The following is a 20,785-nucleotide window of genomic DNA, read 5'->3' as shown; positions in this document are numbered from 1 at the left end:
CTGCTTAAAAAAAGCCTGGCTGTACGAATCCCGAGCAAGCGCCGCGGACGACCGCCGGTCGGGCCTGGCAGCCAGCTGCCCACATGTTTTCAACAGCCCGGTCCACAGATTTTGTGCGCAGTGCGAGGCGCCCGCCTGAGCCTGTAGGGACGCACTCATTCGTCCAGGAAGCGTGCGATGCCGTAGGGTGGGCTTCAGCCCACGCTGATCACCGCTGGTGGGCTGCCCGGCCCACCCTACATGGCCGCTACGGACGGGCATCGATGCGGTTCGCCGAGCTCACCGCATCCTACGAACTACACACCGGCACGTCGCCGGTCGGGGCGTAGGGTGAATGGAGCGCCTGGGAAAACAGCGGCTTCCCAGGCCACTGACTCAGTGCCGTAGGGTGGGCTTCAGCCCACACTGACCACCGCTGGTGGGCTGAAGCGGAACGCCGCCCGGCCCACCCTGCATGGCCGCCACGTACGGGGCATCGATGCGGTTCGCTGAGCTCACCGCATCCTACGGACAGGCTCTGTGCGCCTTGGATGGCGCTTTTTCCATCCACCAATGGCGCTCGCCGTGACCCCGCCTGGTGGGCCGGTGGAGCGCCTGGCTCAGGCGCTGGCCAGCAGCACCCGCGCGGCCACCAGGTCTTCCAGGGCGTAGCCCACCGACTTGAACAGGGTGATCTCCGTGGCATCGCGTCGGGCGCCGCGTCCGGCGAGCAGGTCGCGCAGTTCGGTGTCGAGGCGGTCTGCGTCGAAGGCGCCGTCGGCCATGGCGAACAGCAGGTCGCCGGCTTCCTCCAGCGCGCCTTCGCGGGTGTCCACCACTACGCGGGCGCGGCCCACGGCGGCGGAGTCGGTCTCGCGCATGCTCGGCAGGAAGGCGCCGACCAGGTCGAGGTGTGTGCCGGGGCGCAGCCATTCGCCCCGCACCAGCGGCTCGCGGGAGGTGGTGACGCAGCTGATGCAGTCCGCCGTGGCCACGGCGCTGGCCAGGTCGCCGACCGCCTGCACCGGGTAGCCCTCGTCGCGCAGTGCGGTGGCCAACGCCGCCGCCTTGGCCGCGTCACGGCCCCAGAGTTCGATGCGGCGGTAGCCGCGCACGCAGGCATGGGCCCGCACCATGTGCCGCGCCAGGGTGCCGGTGCCCACCACCAGCAGGCGCTCGGCGTCGGGGCGCACCAGGTGGTCGGCCGCCAGGGCCGAGGTGCAGGCGGTGCGCCGGGCGGTGAGTTCGGAGGCTTCGAGCAGCGCCAGGGGCTGCCCGGTGACGTCGTCGAACAGGGCGAACACCGCCGCCACGGCGGGCAGGCCCTGGGCGCCGTTGCCGGGGAACACCGTCACCAGCTTCACGCCGACGCCCTGCCCGGTGCGCCACACCGGCATGCACAGCAGCGAGGCGTCCTGCGGCAGGGCGTGGCAGGCGCGCACCGGCGCCTCGGCGGGCTGCGCCAGGCCCTGGCGCAGGGCTTCGATGAGTGCGGGATAGGCCAGGGTCGCCGCGACCTCGGCATTGGTGAAGAAACGGATGCTGGACATGACGCGCTCCTTTGCCGGCACGGCCACCCTGTCGGTGGCCGCGTTCCAGGGGCAGCCGCCCCCGGTGGCCCGGGTGGCGGCGTGGGTGACGGCGGGCTAGTGGCCGCCGAGGTAGGCGTTGCGCACCTCCTGGTTGCCCAGGAGCTCTTCGCCGGTGCCGCTCATGCGGATCTCCCCGGTGACCATCACGTAGGCGCGGTCGGAGAGCTTCAGCGCATGGTTGGCGTTCTGCTCCACGAGGAAGATGGTCATGCCGCTCTTCGCCAGCTCCCGCAGGGTCTGGAAGATCTGCTTGACCACGATGGGCGCGAGCCCGAGGGACGGCTCGTCCAGCAGCAGCAGCCTGGGGCGGCTCATCAGCGCACGGGCGATGGCGAGCATCTGCTGCTCGCCGCCGGACATGGTCATGGCCCGCTGGTTGCGCCGTTCCTTGAGCCGGGGGAAGAGGTCGAACATGCGCTGCATGTCCTCGTCGGCGTGGGCGGTACCGATGGGGATGGTGCCCATCAGCAGGTTCTCCTCCACGCTCATGTCGGGGAACACGCGGCGCCCCTCGGGGGACTGGGCGATGCCGTTGGAGGCCACGTAGTGCGGCGACTTGCGGGTGATGTCGACGCCCTGGTAGAGGATCTGCCCGGCAGCCGCGCGGGGCTGGCCGAAGATCGACATCAGCAGGGTGGACTTACCGGCCCCGTTGGCGCCGATGAGGCTCACCGTCTCCCCTTCGTTGATGTGCAGGCTGACCTGGCGCAGGGCCTGGATGGGCCCGTAGAAGACGTCGACGTCCTTGAATTCGAGCAGGGGGGCACTCATGCGACCTCCTCCTCGTCGGCGCCCAGGTAGGCGGCGATCACCTTCGGGTCGTTGCGGATCGCGTCGGGGCCGCCCTGGGCGATCACCACGCCGTGGTCCAGCACCACGATGTGGTCGGAAATGCTCATCACCATGCCCATGTCGTGCTCGATCAACAGTACGGTCAGTTGGTGTTCGTCGCGCAGCGTGCGGATGATCCGGCTGAGCGCCTCGGTTTCCGCCGGGTTGAGGCCGGCGGCGGGTTCGTCCAGGCAGATCAGCTGCGGCCGGGTGCACATGGCGCGGGCGATCTCCAGGCGGCGCTGCTGGCCGTAGGAGAGTTCGCCGGCCAGGCGGTTGGCACAGTCGGTGAGGTCCACCACCTCCAGCCAGTAGAAGGCGTGGTCCAGGGCCTCCTGCTCGGCGCGGCGGAAACCCGGGGTGTTGAGCACACCGGCCAGCAGGTTGCGGTTGACCCACATGTGCTGGGCCACCAGCAGGTTCTCCACCACCGACATCTCCCGGAACAGGCGGATGTTCTGGAAGGTGCGCGCCAGCCCGGCGCGGTTCACCAGGTGGGTGCCGCCGAACATCTTGTAGTAGAGGCGGCTGCCGAAGCGCGCCGGGTTGACGAAGTCGGTGGGCTGGAAGGGCTCGCCGAGCACCTGGATGACGTCGGTGGAGGTACCCCGGGCGTCCAGCAGGATGCTGCCGCCGGTGGCCTTGTAGAAGCCGGTGAGGCAGTTGAACACCGTGGTCTTGCCGGCGCCGTTGGGGCCGATCAGGGCCGAGATGGAATGGCGCTGGATGTCCAGGCTGACGTCGTTGAGGGCCTTGATGCCGCCGAAGTGCATCATCAGGTTGCGCACGCTGAGGATGGTGTCCTGGCTCATGGCGCGACTCCTTTGCGCGGGGCGAAACCGGCACGGCTGATGCGGATCAGCCCGCGCGGCCGCCACATCATCATCACCACCATGAGGATGCCGAACATCAGCACCCGGTAGTCGGCGAAGCTGCGCAGCATCTCCGGGGCAATGGTCAGCACGAACGCGGCGATCACCACGCCGACGGTGGAGCCCATGCCGCCGAGCACCACGATGGCGAGGATCAGCGCCGACTCGAAGAAGGTGAAGGACGAGGGGTTCACGAAGCCCTGGTAACTGGCGAAGAACACCCCGGCGAGGCCCGCGGTGGAGGCGCCGAGCATGAAGGCGGAGAGCTTCACCAGCACATGGTTGAGGCCCAGGGAGCGGCAGGCGATCTCATCCTCGCGCAGCGCCTCCCAGGCCCGCCCGACGGGCATGCGGGTGAGGCGGTGCTTGATGTAGAGCACCAGCAGCACCACCAGGAACAGCACCACGTAGATGAACAGGAACTTCAGGTTGGGGTTGTAGGCGATGCCGAGGAACTCGTGGATCGGCGTCCCCCCGTCCTTGGCCCGCCGGCCGAACTCCAGGCCGAAGAAGGTCGGCGACGGCACCGACATGCCGTTGGGGCCGCCGGTGAAGCTCAGCCAGTTGTTCAGCACCAGGCGGATGATCTCACCGAAGCCGAGGGTGACGATGGCCAGGTAGTCGCCGTGCATGCGCAACACCGGGAAGCCGAGGATGGCCCCGGCCAGGGCAGCGGCCAGGGCGGCCAGCGGCAGCACGCTCCAGAAGCCCAGCCCCAGGTGCTCGTAGCCCAGCGCCAGGCCGTAGGCGCCGATGGCGTAGAAGGCCACGTAGCCGAGGTCGAGCAGGCCGGCGAGGCCGACCACGATGTTCAGCCCCAGGCCCAGCAGCACGTAGATCAGCCCGAGGATGACCACGGTGAGCAGGTACTTGCTGGCGAAGAAGGGGAAGATCACCGCGGCGACGATCACCAGCGGCAGCACCCAGCGCATCGCGCTGCGGTGGTCCGGCGGCAGCACATGGACGCCGGAGCCGCCGCGCTCGAAGCGCTCCAGCAGGCCGGTGCCGCCGGCGCTTTGCAGGTACAGGCTGAGGAGGAAGCGGCCGACCACCACGGCGCCGACCATCCAGGCGACGCGCTCCGGCTGCAGGTTGAAGCTGTAGCCGTCGAGCACCACCCCGACGATGGGGCCGAACACGATCAGCGCCAGCAGGCCGGCGACGATGGCGTCCACCAGGCTCTTCTTGATATCGATCTTGGAGGCAGAAGACATGCTTACACCTTGGCGACGTGCGGGCGGCCGAGCAGGCCCTGGGGACGGAAGATCAGGATCAGCACCAGCAGGGAGAAGCTGAAGACGTCCTTGTAGTCGGTGTTGACCATCCCGGAGAACTGCGCCTCGGCGACCCCGAGGATGATCCCGCCGAGCATCGCCCCGGGCAGCGAGCCGATGCCGCCGAGCACCGCGGCGGTGAACGCCTTGATGCCGATGATGAAGCCGGCATAGAAGTCGAAGGTGCCGTAGTTCATGGTGATCAGCACGCCGGCCAGCGCGGCCATGGCGGCGCCGATGACGAACACGTAGGAGATCACCCGGTCGGTGTTGATGCCGAGGATCGAGGCCATCTTGCGGTCCTGCTGGGTGGCGCGGCACATGCGCCCGAGCTTGGTGCGCTGGATCACGTAGGTGAGCACGCCCATGCCGATGAACGCGGCCACCAGGATGAACACCTTGGTGTAGGTGAGCTGCACGAAGCCCTCGCCGACGTGGAACTTCAGCGCGCCGTCCAGCAGCGTGGGCACGCCCTGCTGGCGGGCGCCCTGGGCCAGCTGCACGTAGTTCTGCAGGATCAGCGACATGCCGATGGCGGAGATCAGCGGCGCCAGGCGCGTGGAGTTGCGCAGCGGCTTGTAGGCGATGCGCTCGATCACGAAGCCGTAGATGCCGGTCACTGCGATGGTGAACAGCAAGGTGCCGAGGATCAGCAGCGGGAAGGACTCGAGCCCGAAGAAGGCCAGCAGCGCGAGGCCGATGGCCGAGAGGTAGGCGGAGATCATGTACACCTCGCCGTGGGCGAAGTTGATCATGCCGATGATGCCGTAAACCATGGTGTAGCCGATGGCGATGAGCCCGTAGACCGACCCGAGGGTCAGGCCGTTGATCAGCTGTTGCAGGAAGATGCCGTCCATTGATCAGTCTCGTCTTCTGGAGGACGGGCCTTGGGTTCGGCCAGCCCCCGCGAGTGAAATCGGACGGGTGCCACTGAATCGCCGTGTTACGTCGGGCAGTCGCCTGCGCGGCACAAGCAGGTGGGATTCGAGCGGGACCCGGAACACACCGGCCGGCCAGGTGCGGGTGGCGCCTGGCGGGCCGGCCGAGCCATTACGCCGGGGATCGGTCGCTCGAAGGCCGGGCGGCGTCGTGGACACCGCCGGGCCGGCGCGCGGCCGTTCCCGGCCGGCGCTTACTGCTGGTGGTACTTCCCTTGGTCATCCCACTCGTAGATCACGTAGTCGGACACCTTCAGGTCTCCCTTGGTATCCCACTCCTTCTTGCCCATCACGGTCTGCACCGGGTGCGACTTCAGCCAGGCGGACGCCTTGGCCGCGTCGTTGGCGCCGGCCCCGTTGAAGGCTGCGGCCAGGGCCTGCAGGGAGGCGTAGGAGTAGAGGGTGTAGCCTTCCGGCTCGAAGCCGTTGGCGCGGAACTTCTCGATCACGGCGGCGCCGTCGGCGATCTTGCGCGGGTCGGCGCCGAAGGTCATCAGCACGCCCTTGACGTACTGCGGGCCGCCGGCGGTGGTGACCAGCTCGTCGGTGACGATGCCGTCGCCGGAGAGGAACTTGGCGGTCAGGCCCTGCTCGCGCATCTGCCGGACCAGCGGGCCGGCCTCGGGGTGCAGGCCGCCGAAGTAGACCACTTCCGCCCCGCTGGCGCGGATCTTGGTGACCAGGGCGTTGAAGTCCTTCTCGCCACGGGTCAGGCCCTCGTACAGCACCTCCTTCACGCCGCGCTTGGCCAGCTGCGCCTTGGTGGCGTCGGCCAGGCCCTGGCCGTAGGTGTCCTTGTCGTGGACGATCGCCACCTTGGTGGCCTTGAGCACGTCGACGATGTAGTCGCCGGCGACGATACCCTGCTGGTCGTCACGGCCGCACATGCGGAACATGCCGGACAGGCCGCGCTCGGTGACCTGCGGGTTGGTGGAGCCGGGGGTGATGGCGATGATGCCCGCCTCGTCGTAGACCTCCGACGCCGGGATGGTGGAGGAGGAGCAGAAGTGCCCGACCACGCCGATGGCCTTGTCCTGGTCCACCAGGCGGTTGGCCACGGCCACGGCCTGCTTCGGTTCGCAGGCGTCGTCCGCCTTGACCAGCTTGATCTTCTCGCCGTTGACCCCACCGGCGGCATTGATGTCCTCGGCGGCCTGGCTCGCGCCACGCCAGTACTGCTCGCCGAAGGAGGCGTTGGCGCCGGTGTGCGGACCGGCCACGCCGATCACCACGTCGGCAAATGCCAGGGAAGACAGACTCATAACACTGGAAACCGCAACAGCCAGAACACCTTTCTTGAAAGACTTGTGAGGCATGGGAGTTGTGCTCCTGAGGGGGGTTATGTGTTGGCAGCGGTTACTTCAGCAAGCGCCGTGCCACTCGTTTTTGCGCGTCCTGAAAAAACGTCGTACAGCCCTCCGAACCGTCTGGAACGGCAACGTGCAACCCGCCTCCGGACAAAGGTGCAACCCGGCAGCACCCCTCCTTCCGGGCACTCGCCAGGCAATAGCAACCCCCGGCGCCGCAAGCGCAACCCCTGGTAACTGCCACTGTCACCGAAGTGCACACGCCTGGTGCGCGGGCGGCGGGCTCGCGCACCAATACAGGCTAGTGCATGACCGCCCGGGCGGCGGTCCGGATTGCCGACAGTGTGATGGACACGGCGTCGCAGGCCGGGCGAAGGCCCGGCTCGGCGTGCCGCTGTCGCGAAGGGGCCGCACCGCGCCCGGCCGGGCGGTCGGGGCGGTGGCCCATTAGATGACCACCCGCAGGCATTGCCCGGCGTGGTAGAGGGAGAAGCCCAGCTCGTACAGGCCGCTGCGCAGGCCCACGGCGGCCACCGGCGTCATCGGCTGGAAGGGCATCGGCAGGGCATCCGGCGAGGCGCCCAGCAGGTAGTCGGCGAAGGCGCGCCCGACCACGGTGCCGGTGGTGACGCCCCGGCCGTTGTAGCCGGTGACCGCCACCAGCCCGGGGGCCGGCTCGAACAGGCGCATCAGGTGGTCCGGGGTGAAGGCGATGCAGCCGGTCCAGGTGTGGGTCCACTCCACCTTGCCCAGGTAGGGGAAGTAGTGGCCCTGGATGCGGTCGGCCCAGGCCTTGAGGAACCACAGCGGCTTCTGCGCGCCATTGCCCAGGCTGCCCAGCAGCAGGCGGCCCTCAGCGTCGCGGCGGATGCTGCTGAGCACCTGGCGGGTGTCCCAGGAGCCCTGCCCGCCCGGCAGGATGCGCGCGGCAGCCTCACCGGTCAGCGGCGCCGAGGCCACCTGGTAATAGAAGCCGGGGAAGAAGTGGCGGCGCAGCTCGGTCCACTCCCCTTCGGTGTAGGCGTTGGAGGCGATGACCACCTGGGGCGCCATCACGGTGCCGCGCTCGGTGGCGACGCACCAGAGCGAGCCCTGGCGCTCCAGCCGGTTCACCGCGCTGTGGTGGAACAACTGGCCGCCCTGCCCCACCACCGCCCGCGCCAGCCCACGGGTGTAGCCCATGGGGTTGAGGGTGCCGGCGCGGCGGTCCAGCAGGGCCGCGGCGATGCGGTCGGTGCCGGTGGCGTCGCGGCAGGCCTGGCCGGTGAGCAGTTCCACCGGGGCGCCACGCCGCTGCCACTGGGCACAGCGGCTGGCGAGGTCGGCCTGGCCACGGGCGTTGTGGGCCATGTGCAGGGTGCCTTCGCGGCGCAGCTGGCAGTCGATGCCGTAGCGTTCGATCACCTCGAACACCTGGGCCGGGGCGCCGCCGAGGGTGCGGTTGAGGCGCTCGCCGACCGCCTCGCCGAGCCCGGCGACGATGTCGTCCGGCGGAATCCACAGGCCGGCGTTGACCAGCCCGACGTTGCGCCCGGAGCCGCCGTGGCCCGCTTCATGGGCCTCCAGCACGCACACCCGGCGCCCCGCCTCCAGCAGGCGCAGGGCGGCGTTCAGGCCGGTGATGCCACCACCGATGACGCAGACGTCGGCCCGGACCTCGCCGGACAGCGCGGCGGCCTCGGGCAACGCCGGTGTCACGGACTCCCAGAGACAGGACGAACGCAGGGACATGCACGACTCCTCAGGGCCGGTGTAGCGACCCGCTCAATCGAAGGTGATGCCCTGGGCCAGCGGCAGCTCGTGGGAATAGTTCACGGTGTTGGTCTGCCGGCGCATGTAGGCCTTCCAGGCGTCGGAGCCGGATTCGCGGCCACCGCCGGTTTCCTTCTCGCCGCCGAAGGCGCCGCCGATCTCCGCCCCGCTGGGGCCGATGTTGACGTTGGCGATGCCGCAGTCGCTGCCCACCGCCGACTGGAAGCGTTCCGCCTCGCGCACGTCGGTGGTGAACAGGCAGGACGACAGGCCCTGGGGCACGGCGTTGTTCAGCGCCACCGCCTCGTCGAAGTCGCGGTAGCCGATGACGTAGAGGATCGGCGCGAAGGTCTCGTGGCACACCACCTCGGTCTGTCCCGGCATCTCGACGATGGCCGGCGACACGTAGTAGCCGCCGGGGTAGCGCTCGGCCAGCTGGCGCTCGCCGCCGAACACCGTGCCGCCTTCGGCGCGGGCCTTGTCCAGCGCGGCCTGCATGGCCTCGAAGCTGCCCCGGTCGATCAGCGGGCCGACCAGGTTGCCCTCCAGCGGGTGGCCGATGCGCACGCGGGCATAGGCGACCTTGAGGCGCTCGACGATCTCGGCCTTCACCGACTCGTGGGCGATCAGCCGGCGCAGGGTGGTGCAGCGCTGGCCGGCGGTGCCGACGGCGCTGAAGAGGATGGCCCGCACCGCCAGGTCGAGGTCGGCGCTGGGGGCGAGGATCATCGCGTTGTTGCCGCCCAGTTCGAGGATGCTGCGGCCGAAGCGCGCAGCCACCCGGGGCGCCACTTCGCGGCCCATGCGGGTGCTGCCGGTGGCGCTGACCAGCGCCACGCGACGGTCGTCCACCAGCGCCTCGCCGGCCTCGCGGGCACCCAGCAGGACCTGGCAGAGGTGCGCCGGGGCCTCGGTGAACTCAGCGGCCACGCGCTCGAACAGCGCCTGGCAGGCCAGGGCGGTGAGCGGGGTCTTCTCCGAGGGCTTCCACACCACGCTGTTGCCGCACACCAGCGCCAGCGCGGCGTTCCACGACCACACCGCCACCGGGAAGTTGAAGGCGCTGATCACCCCGACCACGCCCAGCGGGTGCCAGGTCTCGCGCATGTGGTGGCCCGGCCGCTCGGAGGCGATGGTCAGCCCGTAGAGCTGGCGCGACAGGCCGACGGCGAAGTCGCAGATGTCGATCATCTCCTGCACTTCGCCCAGGCCTTCCTGGGCGATCTTGCCGGCCTCCCAGGAGACCAGCTCGCCGAGGTCCGCCTTGTGCGCCCGCAGCGCCTCGCCGAAGCGGCGCAGCAGCTCGCCCCGGCGCGGCGCCGGCACCTGGCGCCAGGCCTGGAAGGCGGCGTCGGCCCGCTCGATGCAGGCCCGCGCCTCGTCACGGCCCTGCAGCCGCACCTGGCCGATGACACTGCCGTCGATGGGGGTGTGCACGGCGTGATCGCCCTGCTGGTAGAGGCCGGGGGCGACGCCGAGGCGATCGAGCAATGCGGCAACCATGGGAACTCCTGGAAAGCACGGGATGAAAGGTCGGCGCCAGTATTAGCCGCTCCGGGGGCTTGCCAACAAACGACCTTTGCTCCACATATCATTCCGTTTGCTCATGAACCCCAGCCGCCCGGACCCGCCCCATGCTCAAGCGCCACATGCCCTCCCTCACCGCCCTGCAATGCTTCGAGGCCGTGGCCCGGCACCTGAGCTTCACCCGCGCGTCGGAAGAGCTGGCGCTGACCCAGAGCGCCGTGAGCAAGCAGGTGGCGCAGCTGGAGGACATGCTCCAGCACCTGCTGTTCCGCCGCGTGCGCCGGCGCCTGCAGCTGACCCCGGCGGGTGCGCTGTACCTGGCCGAGGTGCGCAAGATCCTCACCCAGGTGGAGATGTCGACCCACTACATGCTGTCCTACGGCGGCGAGACCGAGGTGCTGCGGGTGGCGACGCCGCCCACCTTCGGCGCGCGCTGGCTGATCCCGCGCCTGAAGGGCTGGCGCCTGCGCCACCCGAACATCCACCTGGACGTGCGCAACGAGCTGGAGCCGGATGCACTGGTGCAGGGCCGCGCCGACGTGGCGCTGTTCTTCGGCCAGGGCGCGCTGCCCGGCGCCGAGTGCATCCGCCTGTTCAGCGAGGAAGTGGTGCCGGTGTGCGCGCCCTCCACCCTGCCCGAGGCGACCTTCACCGACCCCACCCAACTCACCCGCCTGGTGCTGCTGCAGAACGCCACCCGCCCGGAAGCCTGGCACGAGTGGTTCCAGAGCCAGGGCCGGCACACCGAGCACAGCTACCACGGGCCGCGCTTCGACACCTCCTACATGTGCATCCGCGCCGCCCAGGCCGGCTGCGGCGTGGCCCTGCTGCCGCGCTTCCTGGTGGAAGAAGAGCTGGCCGAGGGCAAGCTGGCGATCCCCTGGGACCACGCCATGCCCAGCCGCAATGCCTACTACCTGGCCTACCCCGAACACACCGCCGAGGTGCCCAAGGTGCGCGACTTCGTGCGCTGGATGCGCGAGCAGCTGGAACCGCCCCATCAGGAAAAAACGGAATGAATGCAGCGGATTTTTTCGTTTGCCGCGCCCCCGCCCGGCTGCTTGGATAACGCCATCGTCCTCGCCGCTGGAAGCCGCCGATGTCCACCGACCGCCTGTTCGACCTGGTTGCCCATGTGATCGGCCCCGACGCCGCCCACTGGGTGCGCACCCACGTGGAAGTGCCCGAGGGCCTGGCCGCCTTCCCCTTCGATGACCGGCGGGTGCACCGCGCCTGGCTGGCCGAGGCGCTCAACCTGTGCCTGTTCCACAAGCTGGTGGAGGCGGTGCCCATCGGCCGCACCTACGTCGAGGAACAGCGCGCCGCCAGGCGCCAGGTGTGCTTCGACCACGGCGCCATCCGCACCGTCGACTGGCCGGACAACGGCGCGCTGCCGCGCGGTCGCCAGGCCTTCAACCGCCTGCTGGAGCCCCTGGGCTTCACCGACGTGCGCACCTACCCGCTGACCCGCCTGAACATGACCGGGCACGCCTACCGCCACCTCGACCTGCCGGAGGACATCGCCCAGTTCTTCGTCTCCGAACTGCACCCGGGACGCTTCAGCGAAGGCTTCCGCGAGGCCGTGATCCGCGTGGTGGGACAGAGCCGCGATCCGCTCTCGCCCACGCACCTGGCGGTGCTCGACCAGCTCTGGCGGGAGCGCCAGTGCAGCCCGGCCCAGGCCCGCGAGCTGCTCCCGGCGCTCCACGCCGCCTTCGACCGCCAGCACCCGACCCCGCACGAAGCGGACTACTTGCGCCTGCGGGAGGAAAGCGTGGAGATGGCCTGGATCGCCACCGAGGGCAACATGTTCAACCACCTGACCGACCGCGTCGCCGACCTGGAGGCGCTGGTGGCCGAGCAGAACGCCAAGGGCCGGCCGATGAAGCCGAGCATCGAGATCTCTGCCTCCGGCCGCGTCCTGCAGACCGCCTACCGCGCCGTGCAGGTCCGGCGCGAGCTGCTGGACGCCAGCGGCCGCCCGGTGCAGCGGGAGGTGCCGGGGTCCTTCGTGGAGTTCATCCAGCGCCGGGTGGACGACAGCACCGGCCGCCTGGACCTGGCCTTCGACAGCAGCAATGCCCAGGGCATCTTCAAGATGACGGCGGGGCAGGTCGGGGCCTGATACGGGCCTCCCTGCCCGGGAGTTCGCGAGCAGAGCTCGCCCCTGCACACCGCGCGTCGCCGGTCGGGCGTAGGTGGATGGCGCTCTTTCCATCCACCATTGGCGCTCGCCGTGACCCCGCCTGGTGGACAAAAAACACCCATGAAAAAGGCCGCTTCGATGAGCGGCCTTCTTGCCTTGCCTGAGTGATCAGTCGACCAGGGCCAGGTTGCCCTTCATCATCGCCACGTGGCCGGGGAACGAGCAGAAGAACTCGTAGCTTTCACCCGCAGCCAGCTTGGACACGTCGAAGGAGACGCTGGTGCTCTCGCCGCCACCGATCAGCTTGGTGTGGGCGATGATGCGGGCGTCGTCGGCCTTCAGGTAGTCCTTGTCGACACCGGCGGCCATGCCTTCGGTGGCAACCGGCTGGGCGTCAGCGGTCTTGGTCAGCACCCAGTTGTGACCCATCACGTTCTTGGGCAGCTTGCCCACGTGCTTGAGGTTCACGGTGAAGCTCTTGCAGCTCTTGCTGACCTTGATTTCCTTGGTATTGAAGGTCATCTGGTCGGTGGCCTCGACATCCACGGAGCATTCAGCAGCGAGCAGCGGAGCACTGGCCAGGGCCAGCACGGATGCAACGACGAGCTTGCGAATCATGGGTTTCTCCTTGGCAGGTTTGGGCAAAGCGCCCGACACGGAAGACTGCCTGACTCGAGCGCCAGTTCCCATAACCTGCGGCAACGGGCCGCACGATTGGCAACCGCCTATGAGGGCGATGCAAAGCCTTGTCGTGCAGGCCACGGCGAGCGCCCCTAGGCTGTGCACGTCATCCCAACGGAGCCTTGCCATGAACTTCCTGCAGAGCCTGCTCGCCGCCTACGCCGCTGGCGCCAGCGGCACCTGCGCCGACTGAACCCGGCGCGTCCCTACCGTTCGGAAGCTGCGCCCATGCGCCGCTTCCGGGACGGGTGCGAAGTCGGTAATCTTGCGCGCTTTTTTTCGCCAGGAACCGATCATGACCTTGCGCTCCGTCTGCGTATTCTGCGGCGCCAGCCCCGGCGCCAACCCCATCTACCAACGCGCGGCCAGCGACCTGGGCCGTACCCTCGCCGAGCGCGGCATCACCCTGGTGTACGGCGGTGGCGCCGTGGGCCTGATGGGCACCGTGGCCGATGCAGCCCTGGCTGCTGGCGGCGAGGTGATCGGCATCATCCCGCGCAGCCTGGAAGAGGCGGAGATCGGCCACAAGGGCCTGAGCCGCCTGGAAGTGGTCGACGGCATGCACGCGCGCAAGGCCCGCATGGCCGAACTGGCCGACGCCTTCATCGCCCTGCCCGGCGGCCTGGGCACCCTGGAGGAACTGTTCGAGGTGTGGACCTGGGGCCAGCTCGGCTACCACAGCAAGCCCCTGGGCCTGCTGGAGGTGAACAGCTTCTACGGCAAGCTCACCGAGTTCCTCGACCACCTGGTGGAAGAGCGCTTCGTGCGTGACCAGCACCGCGGCATGCTGCAGGTCGGCGGCACCCCCGACCAGTTGCTCGGCCGCCTGGAAGCCTGGCAGCCCACCGTCGCGCCCAAGTGGGTGGACCGCAAGCCGCACTGACCGCTGGACAGCCCGTGGGGCGCTGCAGCACCCTGGCGCCCGGGCCGATCCGGCCCGCGCAGGGAGTGCCCCATGGCCGATGACCAGGACCGCATCAAGGTCTACTACAACAGCGCCTGCCCGGTGTGCCGGGCAGGCATCGAAGGGCAGAAGGACAAGACCACCGCCTGCCAGGTGCAATGGGCCGACATCCACCAGGACAACGACGCCGTCGCAGAGATCGGCGAATCGCTGGAATACGTGCGCGAGCGCCTGCACGTGGTGGATGAACAGGGCGTGAAGCGCATGGGCGTGGACGCCTTCATCGTGCTCTGGCGCCACTCGCCGAAGGAGCGCTGGAAGGCCCGCCTGTTGTCACTGCCTCTTGTCCATTCGCTGGCGCAGCTGGGCTACAAGGCCTTCGCCCGCCTGCTCTACCACTGGAACCGACGCAAAGGACACTGGTGACCCATGGACCTGGAAACCCTTTCCCCCCTCACCGACGCCGACCGCCAGCGCCTGGCAGCCATCTGGGAAGCCGCCGTGCGCGCCACCCATCACTTCCTTGGCGAAGACGACATCGACTTCTTCCGCCCCCTGGTGCGCGACACCTACCTGGACTGCGTACGGCTCACCGCCGCACGGGATGCGGCCGGCCAGTTGCACGGCTTCGTCGGCACCGCCGAGGGCAAGGTGGAGATGCTCTTCGTCGACCCGGCCTGCCACGGCCAGGGCCTGGGGCGCCGCCTGATGCAACACGCCATCGACGTGGACGGCGCCCGCGCGGTGGATGTGAACGAGCAGAACCCGCAGGCCGTGGGCTTCTACCACCACCTGGGCTTCGAGCTGGAGCAGCGCTCCGAGCTGGACGGCTCCGGCCGCCCCTTCCCCATCCTGCACCTGCGTCTGCGTCTGCCCGGCTGAACCGCCGGGCGGCAGGCTCCTGAAAGAACTGGTTACACATTGTTTTTAGCACTATAGTGCCAACTCAATAAAAACAATGACGGAGCCTGCCATGCGTATCGCCCCTCTCTCCCTCCTTGCGCTGTCACTCGTCCTGGCCGCCTGCGGCGAGCAGGACAAGGCACCCACCACCCACGCGGACTTCCAGAAGGACCTGCAGGCCAGGCTGATCAAGGCCAAGCCGGGCACCGTCATCGAGATTCCCGCCGGCACCTACCAGCTCGACCGCAGCCTCAGCCTCAAGGTCAGCGGCGTGACCCTGAAGGGCGCCGGGATGGACAAGACCATCCTCAACTTCAAGGGCCAGAAGGCCGGCGCCGAAGGGCTGCTGGTGGATGCCTCGGACTTCACCATCGAGGACCTGGCCCTGGAGGACACCAAGGGCGATGCGCTCAAGGTGGTGGGCGGCAAGAACATCGTCATCCGCAACGTGCGCACCGAATGGACCAACGGCCCGGCCACCGAGAACGGCGCCTACGGCATCTACCCGGTGCAGACCGAGAACACCCTGATCGAAGGCGCGGTGGCCATCGGCGCCTCCGACGCCGGCATCTACGTCGGCCAGTCGCGCAACGTGGTGGTGCGCAACAGCCGCGCCGAGCGCAACGTCGCCGGCATCGAGATCGAGAACACCATCGGCGCCGACGTCTACGACAACGTCGCCACCGGCAACACCGGCGGCATCCTCGTGTTCAACATGCCCAACCTGCAGCAGCCGGGGCACGGCACCCGGGTCTACCGCAACCAGGTCAAGGACAACGACCACGACAACTTCGGCCACAAGGGCACCCCGGTGGCCAGCGTGCCGGCGGGCTCCGGCGTGGTGATCAACTCCAACGACGACGTGGAGATCTTCGACAACGATATCGGCGGCCACCGCACCGCCAACGTCATCGTCAGCAGCTACTTCAGCACCGGCTACACCAACCTCTCCACCTCGGAGAGCTTCGACCCCTACCCCGAGCGCATCTACATCCACGGCAACCGCTTCGGACCGGGCGGCGACAGCCCCGACAACCTCGAACTCAAGGCCCTCAAGCTGGCCAAGTTCGGCCTCAACGGCCGCCTGCCGGACATCCTCTGGGACGGCTACGTGAACCCCGCCAAGCGGGTGGACGGCAAGCTGCCGGCGGAGCTGGGCATCTGCGTCGACAACGGCGAGGCCACGCTGATCAACGTCGACGGCCCCAACGGCTACAAGAACATCAGCACCGACATGAGCGCCCACCGCTGCACGCTGCCGCGCCTGCCGGAAATCGTCCTCGGCACCCCGGCCAAGGCGCCTGGCGCATGAAGGGGCGCGCGCTCCTGCTGGCGCTGCTGCTCCTCGCCGGTTGCGGCCGGGAGCAGGCGCCGCGCTTCATGCCCGAAGGCGATGCCTACCCGGAGACGCTCAGCCAGTGGGGCATGCTGCACCTGCGCGACGGGCACCTCACGCCCGCCGCCGAGGTGCTGCCCTACGACCTGAACACCCCGCTGTTCACCGACTACGCGCACAAGCTGCGCACCGTCTGGATGCCGGCGGGCCAGGCCGCGCAGTACGGCGAGGACCACTTCGACTACCCGGTGGGCACGGTGCTGACCAAGACCTTCTACTACCCGAAGGACGCCCAGGGCCGCCTGCTGAAGAACACCCGCGACGAGCGCGACCCGGCCAAGGGCCTGGCCCTGGACCAGGTGCGGCTGGTGGAGACGCGCATCCTGCTGCGCCAGAAGGACGGCTGGGTGGCCCTGCCCTACGTGTGGGACGAGGCCCAGCGCGAAGCGACCCTGGAATGGGCCGGCGCCAGCCTGGACCTGACCCTGCAGGACGACGCCGGGCAGCCCCTGGCGGTGGACTACCAGGTGCCCGACGCCAACCAGTGCGCTGGCTGCCACGAAGAGCGCCACGGCGAGGGCGTGCGCCCGCTCGGACCCAAGGTTCGCCATCTGAACCGCGAGCTGGTTTACGTCGACGGCAACGCCAACCAGCTGGAACGCTGGCAGGCCCGGGGCTTTCTCGCCGGCGTACCGGGGCCGGTCGCCGACCTGCCGCGCAACGCGCTGTTCGGCCACCCGCGCTCTGACGAGCCCCTGGAGCACCAGGCCCGCAGCTACCTGGACGCCAACTGCGGCCACTGCCACAACCCCAAGGGGCCGGCGCGCACCTCCGGGTTATTCCTCGATGCGGCGGCCGCGATGGGCATCAACTACGGCCTGTGCAAGCAGCCGGTGGCGGCAGGCAAGGGCTCCGGCGACCGCCTGGTGGACATCCACCCCGGCCAGCCCGACGCCTCGGTGCTCACCTACCGCGTCGAAAGCACCGACCCCAGCGTGATGATGCCGGAGCTGGGCCGCTCCACTACCCACCGCGAGGGCCTGGACATCCTCCAACGCTGGATCGCCAGCCTGCCGGGCAACTGCCAGGGCTAGATCCGCGCCGCGCCGTCGGTAGACGTGAAGAGCGACGTCCGCCCTACCGACTGACTCGGGCCTCCCGGGCTGAAGCCCGGGCTACCCATGCCGCGCCCTGTGGGAGCGGATTCATCCGCGATGGGGCGGGCACGGCTGCCTCGGCCTGCGCGCCGGTCATCTTCCCTGTCTAAGCTCACCCGCGGACCCGACCCGAGGGCGGCACGAACCATTTTCGTGCAGGCCGCTCGAAACGGTGCGGTTGCGGCCCCAATGCGGTGCCGCAAGCGCCGTCGACCACCCCAAAACAGGACCCTGGCCGCTGGCATGAGACTTGCGCAGCAGGCTCATCGCCCAGGCTCGCAGGAGGCACGCCGTGTCGATCCACGTCGCTCTGCATCACGTCACCCACTACCGCTACGACCGGGCCATCGCCCTCGGCCCGCAGGTGATCCGCCTGCGCCCGGCACCCCACAGCCGCACCCGCATCCTCGGCTACAGCCTGAAGGTGCTGCCCGAGCAGCACTTCATCAACTGGCAGCAGGACCCCCAGGGCAACTACCTGGCGCGCCTGGTGTTCCCGGAGAAGACCGGCGAACTCAAGGTCGAAGTGGATCTGGTGGCCGAGATGGCGGTGTTCAACCCCTTCGACTTCTTCCTCGAGCCCTACGCCGAGCTGGCGCCCTTCGACTACACCGCCGACGAAGCCCGCGAACTGGCGCCCTACCTGATCCGCCTGCCGGCCACGCCGCTGTTCGCCGACTACCTGGCCGGCGTGGACCGCACGCCCCGGGGCACGGTGGATTTCCTGGTGGAGCTGAACCAGCGCCTGGCCAACGACATCCGCTACCTGATCCGCCTGGAGCCGGGGGTGCAGAGCCCGGAGGAGAGCCTGGAGAAGGGCTCCGGCTCCTGCCGCGACTCCGCCTGGCTGCTGGTGCAGCTGCTGCGCCACCTGGGCCTGGCGGCGCGCTTCGTCTCCGGCTACCTGATCCAGCTCACCGCCGACCAGAAGGCCCTCGACGGCCCCAGCGGCACCGAGGTGGACTTCACCGACCTGCACGCCTGGTGCGAGGTGTACCTGCCCGGCGCCGGCTGGATCGGCCTGGACCCCACCTCCGGGCTGTTCGCCGGTGAAGGCCACATCCCGCTCGCCTGCAGCCCCGAGCCCTCCTCCGCCGCGCCCATCAGCGGGATGCTGGAGGAATGCGAATGCGAGTTCAGCCACAGCATGCGCGTGGAGCGGGTCTGGGAAGCGCCCCGGGTCACCCGCCCCTACAGCGACGCGCAATGGCAGGCCATCCAGGACCTCGGCCGGCGCATCGACCGCGACATGCAAGCCCGCGACGTGCGCCTGACCATGGGCGGCGAGCCGACCTTCGTCGCCATCGACTACCCCGACGACCCGGAGTGGAACACCGCCGCCCTCGGCCCCAACAAGCGTCGCCTGGCGGCCGAGCTGTTCCACCGCCTGCGCGACCACTACGCGCCCCAGGGCCTGGTGCACTTCGGCCAGGGCAAGTGGTACCCCGGCGAGCAGTTGCCGCGCTGGTCGCTGAACTGCTTCTGGCGCAAGGACGGCGAGCCGGTCTGGCAGGACCGCGCCCTGCTAGCCGACGAACGCCGCGACTACGGCGCCGACGCCGAGCTGGCGGCGCGCTTCCTGGCCGGCGTGGCGCAGCAGCTGGGCCTGCCGGACTCGGCGCTGTTCCCGGCCTATGAAGACGCCCTCTACTACCTGTGGCGCGAGCGCCGCCTGCCGATCAACGTCACCCCGGACGACCCGCGCCTGGCCGACCCGCTGGAGCGTGAACGCCTGCGCCGGGTGTTCGAGCGCGGCCTGGGCAGCGTGGTCGGGCAGGTGCTGCCGCTGGCACGCAGCCCGGCTGGCAACGCCTGGCAGACCGGCCCCTGGTTCCTGCGGGACGAACACTGCCGGCTGATCCCTGGCGACTCGCCGCTGGGCTATCGCCTGCCGCTGGACTCGCAGCCCTGGGTCAGCGAGGCGGACTACCCCTACGTGCAGGCCGCCGACCCCAGCCAGGCCTTCCCCCCGCTGCGCCGAGCCACCGAGCTGCGCACCCAGCCGCGCCATTGGACTGCCACGCCGGCACAGCAGCCGCCAGGCCCGCACCAGTCCGCCGGCGGCATCACCCGCACCGCCCTCTGCGCCGAGCCCCGCGAGGGCCGGCTGTACCTGTTCATGCCGCCGCTGGGGGAGCTGGAGGCCTACCTGGAACTGGTGGCCGCCATCGAGGCCACCGCCGGGGCCCTGGCCTGCCCGGTGCTGCTGGAGGGCTACGAGCCTCCTCGCGACCCGCGCCTGGAATGCTTCCGCGTCACCCCGGATCCGGGCGTGATCGAGGTAAACATCCACCCGGCCAGCAGCTGGGACGAGCTGGAGGAGCGCACCGAGTTCCTCTACGAGGCAGCCCGGCAGACGCGGCTGGCCAGCGAGAAGTTCATGGTCGACGGCCGCCATGTCGGCACCGGCGGCGGCAACCATTTCGTCCTCGGCGGCGCCACCCCGGCGGACTCGCCCTTCCTGCGCCGTCCGGACCTGCTGCGCAGCCTGGTGAGCTACTGGCACAACCACCCGTCGCTGTCGTACCTGTTCTCCGGCCTGTTCATCGGCCCCACCTCCCAGGCGCCCCGGGTGGACGAGGCGCGCAACGATGCGCTCTACGAGCTGGAAGTGGCCTTCTCGCAGATGCCCGCACCCGGCAGCGACTGCCCGCCCTGGCTGGTGGACCGGCTGCTGCGCAACCTGCTGGTGGACGTGACCGGCAACACCCACCGTGCCGAGTTCTGCATCGACAAGCTCTATTCCCCCGACAGCGCCAGCGGCCGCCTGGGCCTGCTGGAGCTGCGCGCCTTCGAGATGCCGCCCCACGCACGCATGAGCCTGGCCCAGCAGTTGCTGCTGCGCGGGCTGGTGGCGCGCTTCTGGGAGGCGCCCTACGCGCCGCCGAAGCTGGCCCGCTGGGGCACCGACCTGCATGACCGCTTCATGCTGCCGCACGTCGTCCGCCAGGACTTCGAGGACGTGGTGCAGGAGCTGAACGAGGCCGGCTACCCGGTGCGCAGCGACTGGTTCGACCCGCACTTCGAGTTCCGCTTCCCGCGGTACGGCGACTTCGCCGTGAAGGGCATCGAGCTGGAGCTGCGTCAGGCCCTGGAGCCCTGGCACGTGCTCGGCGAGGAAGGCGCCATCGGCGGCACCGTGCGCTACGTCGACTCATCCCTGGAGCGGGTGCAGGTGCGCCTCGGCGGCCTGGCCCCGGACCGCTACGTGCTGACCTGCAACGGTGAACCGGTGCCGCTGCAGAACACCGGCCGGGTCGGCGAGTACATCGGTGCCGTGCGCTACCGCGCCTGGCAGCCGGCCGCGTGCCTGCAGCCCACCATCGGCGTGCACGCGCCCTTGGTGTTCGACCTGGTCGACACCTGGATGCAGCGCTCCCTGGGCGGCTGCCAGTACCATGTGGCCCACCCGGGCGGGCGCAACTACGAGCGCGTGCCGGTCAACGCCTACGAGGCGGAAAGCCGGCGCCTGGCGCGTTTCTTCCGCCACGGGCACACCCCCGGCACGCTGGAGGTCACCGCCCCGGCGAGGAGCGACGAACTGCCCATGACCCTGGACCTGCGCCGCCGCTGATCCGGGCCACCC

General features: G+C 69.4%; 17 protein-coding genes. 8 read left to right on the top strand and 9 right to left on the bottom strand.

Annotation, left to right across the window (positions count from 1 at the left end; translation table 11 throughout):
* Window positions 1-599: 599 nt before the first annotated feature.
* The 8 genes from FBY21_RS23265 to FBY21_RS23230 form a co-directional block, all read right to left on the bottom strand.
* On the bottom strand, window positions 600-1,529 hold the full coding sequence (locus tag FBY21_RS23265) for an ornithine cyclodeaminase family protein (RefSeq protein WP_142013992.1): 930 nt from the start codon (window positions 1,527-1,529) through the stop codon (window positions 600-602).
* A gap of 96 nt (window positions 1,530-1,625) precedes the next feature.
* The gene (locus FBY21_RS23260) at window positions 1,626-2,342 is read right to left on the bottom strand and encodes an ABC transporter ATP-binding protein (RefSeq protein WP_074970493.1); all 717 of its coding nucleotides are present in this window, start codon (window positions 2,340-2,342) and stop codon (window positions 1,626-1,628) included.
* Complete coding sequence (locus tag FBY21_RS23255) at window positions 2,339-3,214, bottom strand: ATP-binding cassette domain-containing protein (RefSeq protein ID WP_074970495.1); 876 nt, start codon at window positions 3,212-3,214, stop codon at window positions 2,339-2,341. Before FBY21_RS23255 ends, FBY21_RS23260 begins: the two co-directional genes overlap by 4 nt.
* Window positions 3,211-4,488: a high-affinity branched-chain amino acid ABC transporter permease LivM gene (gene livM, locus FBY21_RS23250; RefSeq protein WP_142013989.1), complete on the bottom strand. Its 1,278-nt coding sequence runs from the start codon at window positions 4,486-4,488 to the stop codon at window positions 3,211-3,213. Before livM ends, FBY21_RS23255 begins: the two co-directional genes overlap by 4 nt.
* Window positions 4,489-4,490: 2 nt before the next feature.
* The gene (locus FBY21_RS23245) at window positions 4,491-5,405 is read right to left on the bottom strand and encodes an ABC transporter permease subunit (protein ID WP_044401255.1); all 915 of its coding nucleotides are present in this window, start codon (window positions 5,403-5,405) and stop codon (window positions 4,491-4,493) included.
* A 275-nt stretch (window positions 5,406-5,680) separates the two neighbouring features.
* On the bottom strand, window positions 5,681-6,802 hold the full coding sequence (locus FBY21_RS23240; RefSeq protein ID WP_142013985.1) for a branched-chain amino acid ABC transporter substrate-binding protein: 1,122 nt from the start codon (window positions 6,800-6,802) through the stop codon (window positions 5,681-5,683).
* Window positions 6,803-7,240: 438 nt separating this feature from the next.
* Window positions 7,241-8,524 carry an NAD(P)/FAD-dependent oxidoreductase gene (locus FBY21_RS23235; protein ID WP_044401250.1) on the bottom strand — a complete coding sequence of 428 codons (1,284 nt, stop codon included), beginning with the start codon at window positions 8,522-8,524 and terminating at the stop codon, window positions 7,241-7,243.
* A gap of 33 nt (window positions 8,525-8,557) precedes the next feature.
* Entirely contained in the window at window positions 8,558-10,048 is a 1,491-nt protein-coding gene (locus FBY21_RS23230) for an aldehyde dehydrogenase family protein (protein WP_074970500.1), read from the bottom strand.
* Window positions 10,049-10,179: 131 nt separating this feature from the next.
* On the opposite strand from FBY21_RS23230, the gene FBY21_RS23225 reads away from it, so the two are divergent.
* Both FBY21_RS23225 and FBY21_RS23220 read left to right on the top strand, forming a co-directional pair.
* Window positions 10,180-11,091 carry a LysR substrate-binding domain-containing protein gene (locus FBY21_RS23225; protein WP_142013981.1) on the top strand — a complete coding sequence of 304 codons (912 nt, stop codon included), beginning with the start codon at window positions 10,180-10,182 and terminating at the stop codon, window positions 11,089-11,091.
* A gap of 80 nt (window positions 11,092-11,171) precedes the next feature.
* Complete coding sequence (locus FBY21_RS23220; protein ID WP_142013978.1) at window positions 11,172-12,197, top strand: DUF1338 domain-containing protein; 1,026 nt, start codon at window positions 11,172-11,174, stop codon at window positions 12,195-12,197.
* 189 nt (window positions 12,198-12,386) lie between these two features.
* On the opposite strand, the gene azu is transcribed toward FBY21_RS23220, so the two are convergent.
* Complete coding sequence (gene azu / locus FBY21_RS23215; RefSeq protein WP_074970504.1) at window positions 12,387-12,836, bottom strand: azurin; 450 nt, start codon at window positions 12,834-12,836, stop codon at window positions 12,387-12,389.
* 358 nt (window positions 12,837-13,194) lie between these two features.
* On the opposite strand from azu, the gene FBY21_RS23210 reads away from it, so the two are divergent.
* The 6 genes from FBY21_RS23210 to FBY21_RS23185 all read left to right on the top strand — a co-directional run bounded on the left by FBY21_RS23210 (window position 13,195) and on the right by FBY21_RS23185 (window position 20,773).
* The gene (locus FBY21_RS23210; protein ID WP_044401235.1) at window positions 13,195-13,782 is read left to right on the top strand and encodes a TIGR00730 family Rossman fold protein; all 588 of its coding nucleotides are present in this window, start codon (window positions 13,195-13,197) and stop codon (window positions 13,780-13,782) included.
* A gap of 72 nt (window positions 13,783-13,854) precedes the next feature.
* The gene (locus tag FBY21_RS23205; RefSeq protein ID WP_074970506.1) at window positions 13,855-14,229 is read left to right on the top strand and encodes a thiol-disulfide oxidoreductase DCC family protein; all 375 of its coding nucleotides are present in this window, start codon (window positions 13,855-13,857) and stop codon (window positions 14,227-14,229) included.
* A gap of 3 nt (window positions 14,230-14,232) precedes the next feature.
* On the top strand, window positions 14,233-14,685 hold the full coding sequence (locus FBY21_RS23200; protein WP_142013975.1) for a GNAT family N-acetyltransferase: 453 nt from the start codon (window positions 14,233-14,235) through the stop codon (window positions 14,683-14,685).
* Between the two features lie 91 nt (window positions 14,686-14,776).
* Window positions 14,777-16,018 carry a parallel beta-helix domain-containing protein gene (locus FBY21_RS23195; protein ID WP_074970510.1) on the top strand — a complete coding sequence of 414 codons (1,242 nt, stop codon included), beginning with the start codon at window positions 14,777-14,779 and terminating at the stop codon, window positions 16,016-16,018.
* Window positions 16,015-17,136, top strand: coding sequence for an SO2930 family diheme c-type cytochrome (locus FBY21_RS23190; protein WP_142013971.1), 1,122 nt, complete (start codon window positions 16,015-16,017; stop codon window positions 17,134-17,136). The genes FBY21_RS23195 and FBY21_RS23190 overlap by 4 nt, the downstream gene beginning before the upstream one ends.
* A gap of 355 nt (window positions 17,137-17,491) precedes the next feature.
* Window positions 17,492-20,773, top strand: coding sequence for a DUF2126 domain-containing protein (locus FBY21_RS23185; protein ID WP_142013967.1), 3,282 nt, complete (start codon window positions 17,492-17,494; stop codon window positions 20,771-20,773).
* Window positions 20,774-20,785: the final 12 nt, after the last annotated feature.

It is taken from the genome of Pseudomonas sp. SLBN-26 (assembly GCF_006715895.1).
Taxonomy (GTDB): domain Bacteria; phylum Pseudomonadota; class Gammaproteobacteria; order Pseudomonadales; family Pseudomonadaceae; genus Metapseudomonas; species Metapseudomonas otitidis.
The sequence above is the reverse complement of the archived record's forward strand: the minus strand, read 5'-3'. Positions and strand labels throughout refer to the sequence as shown.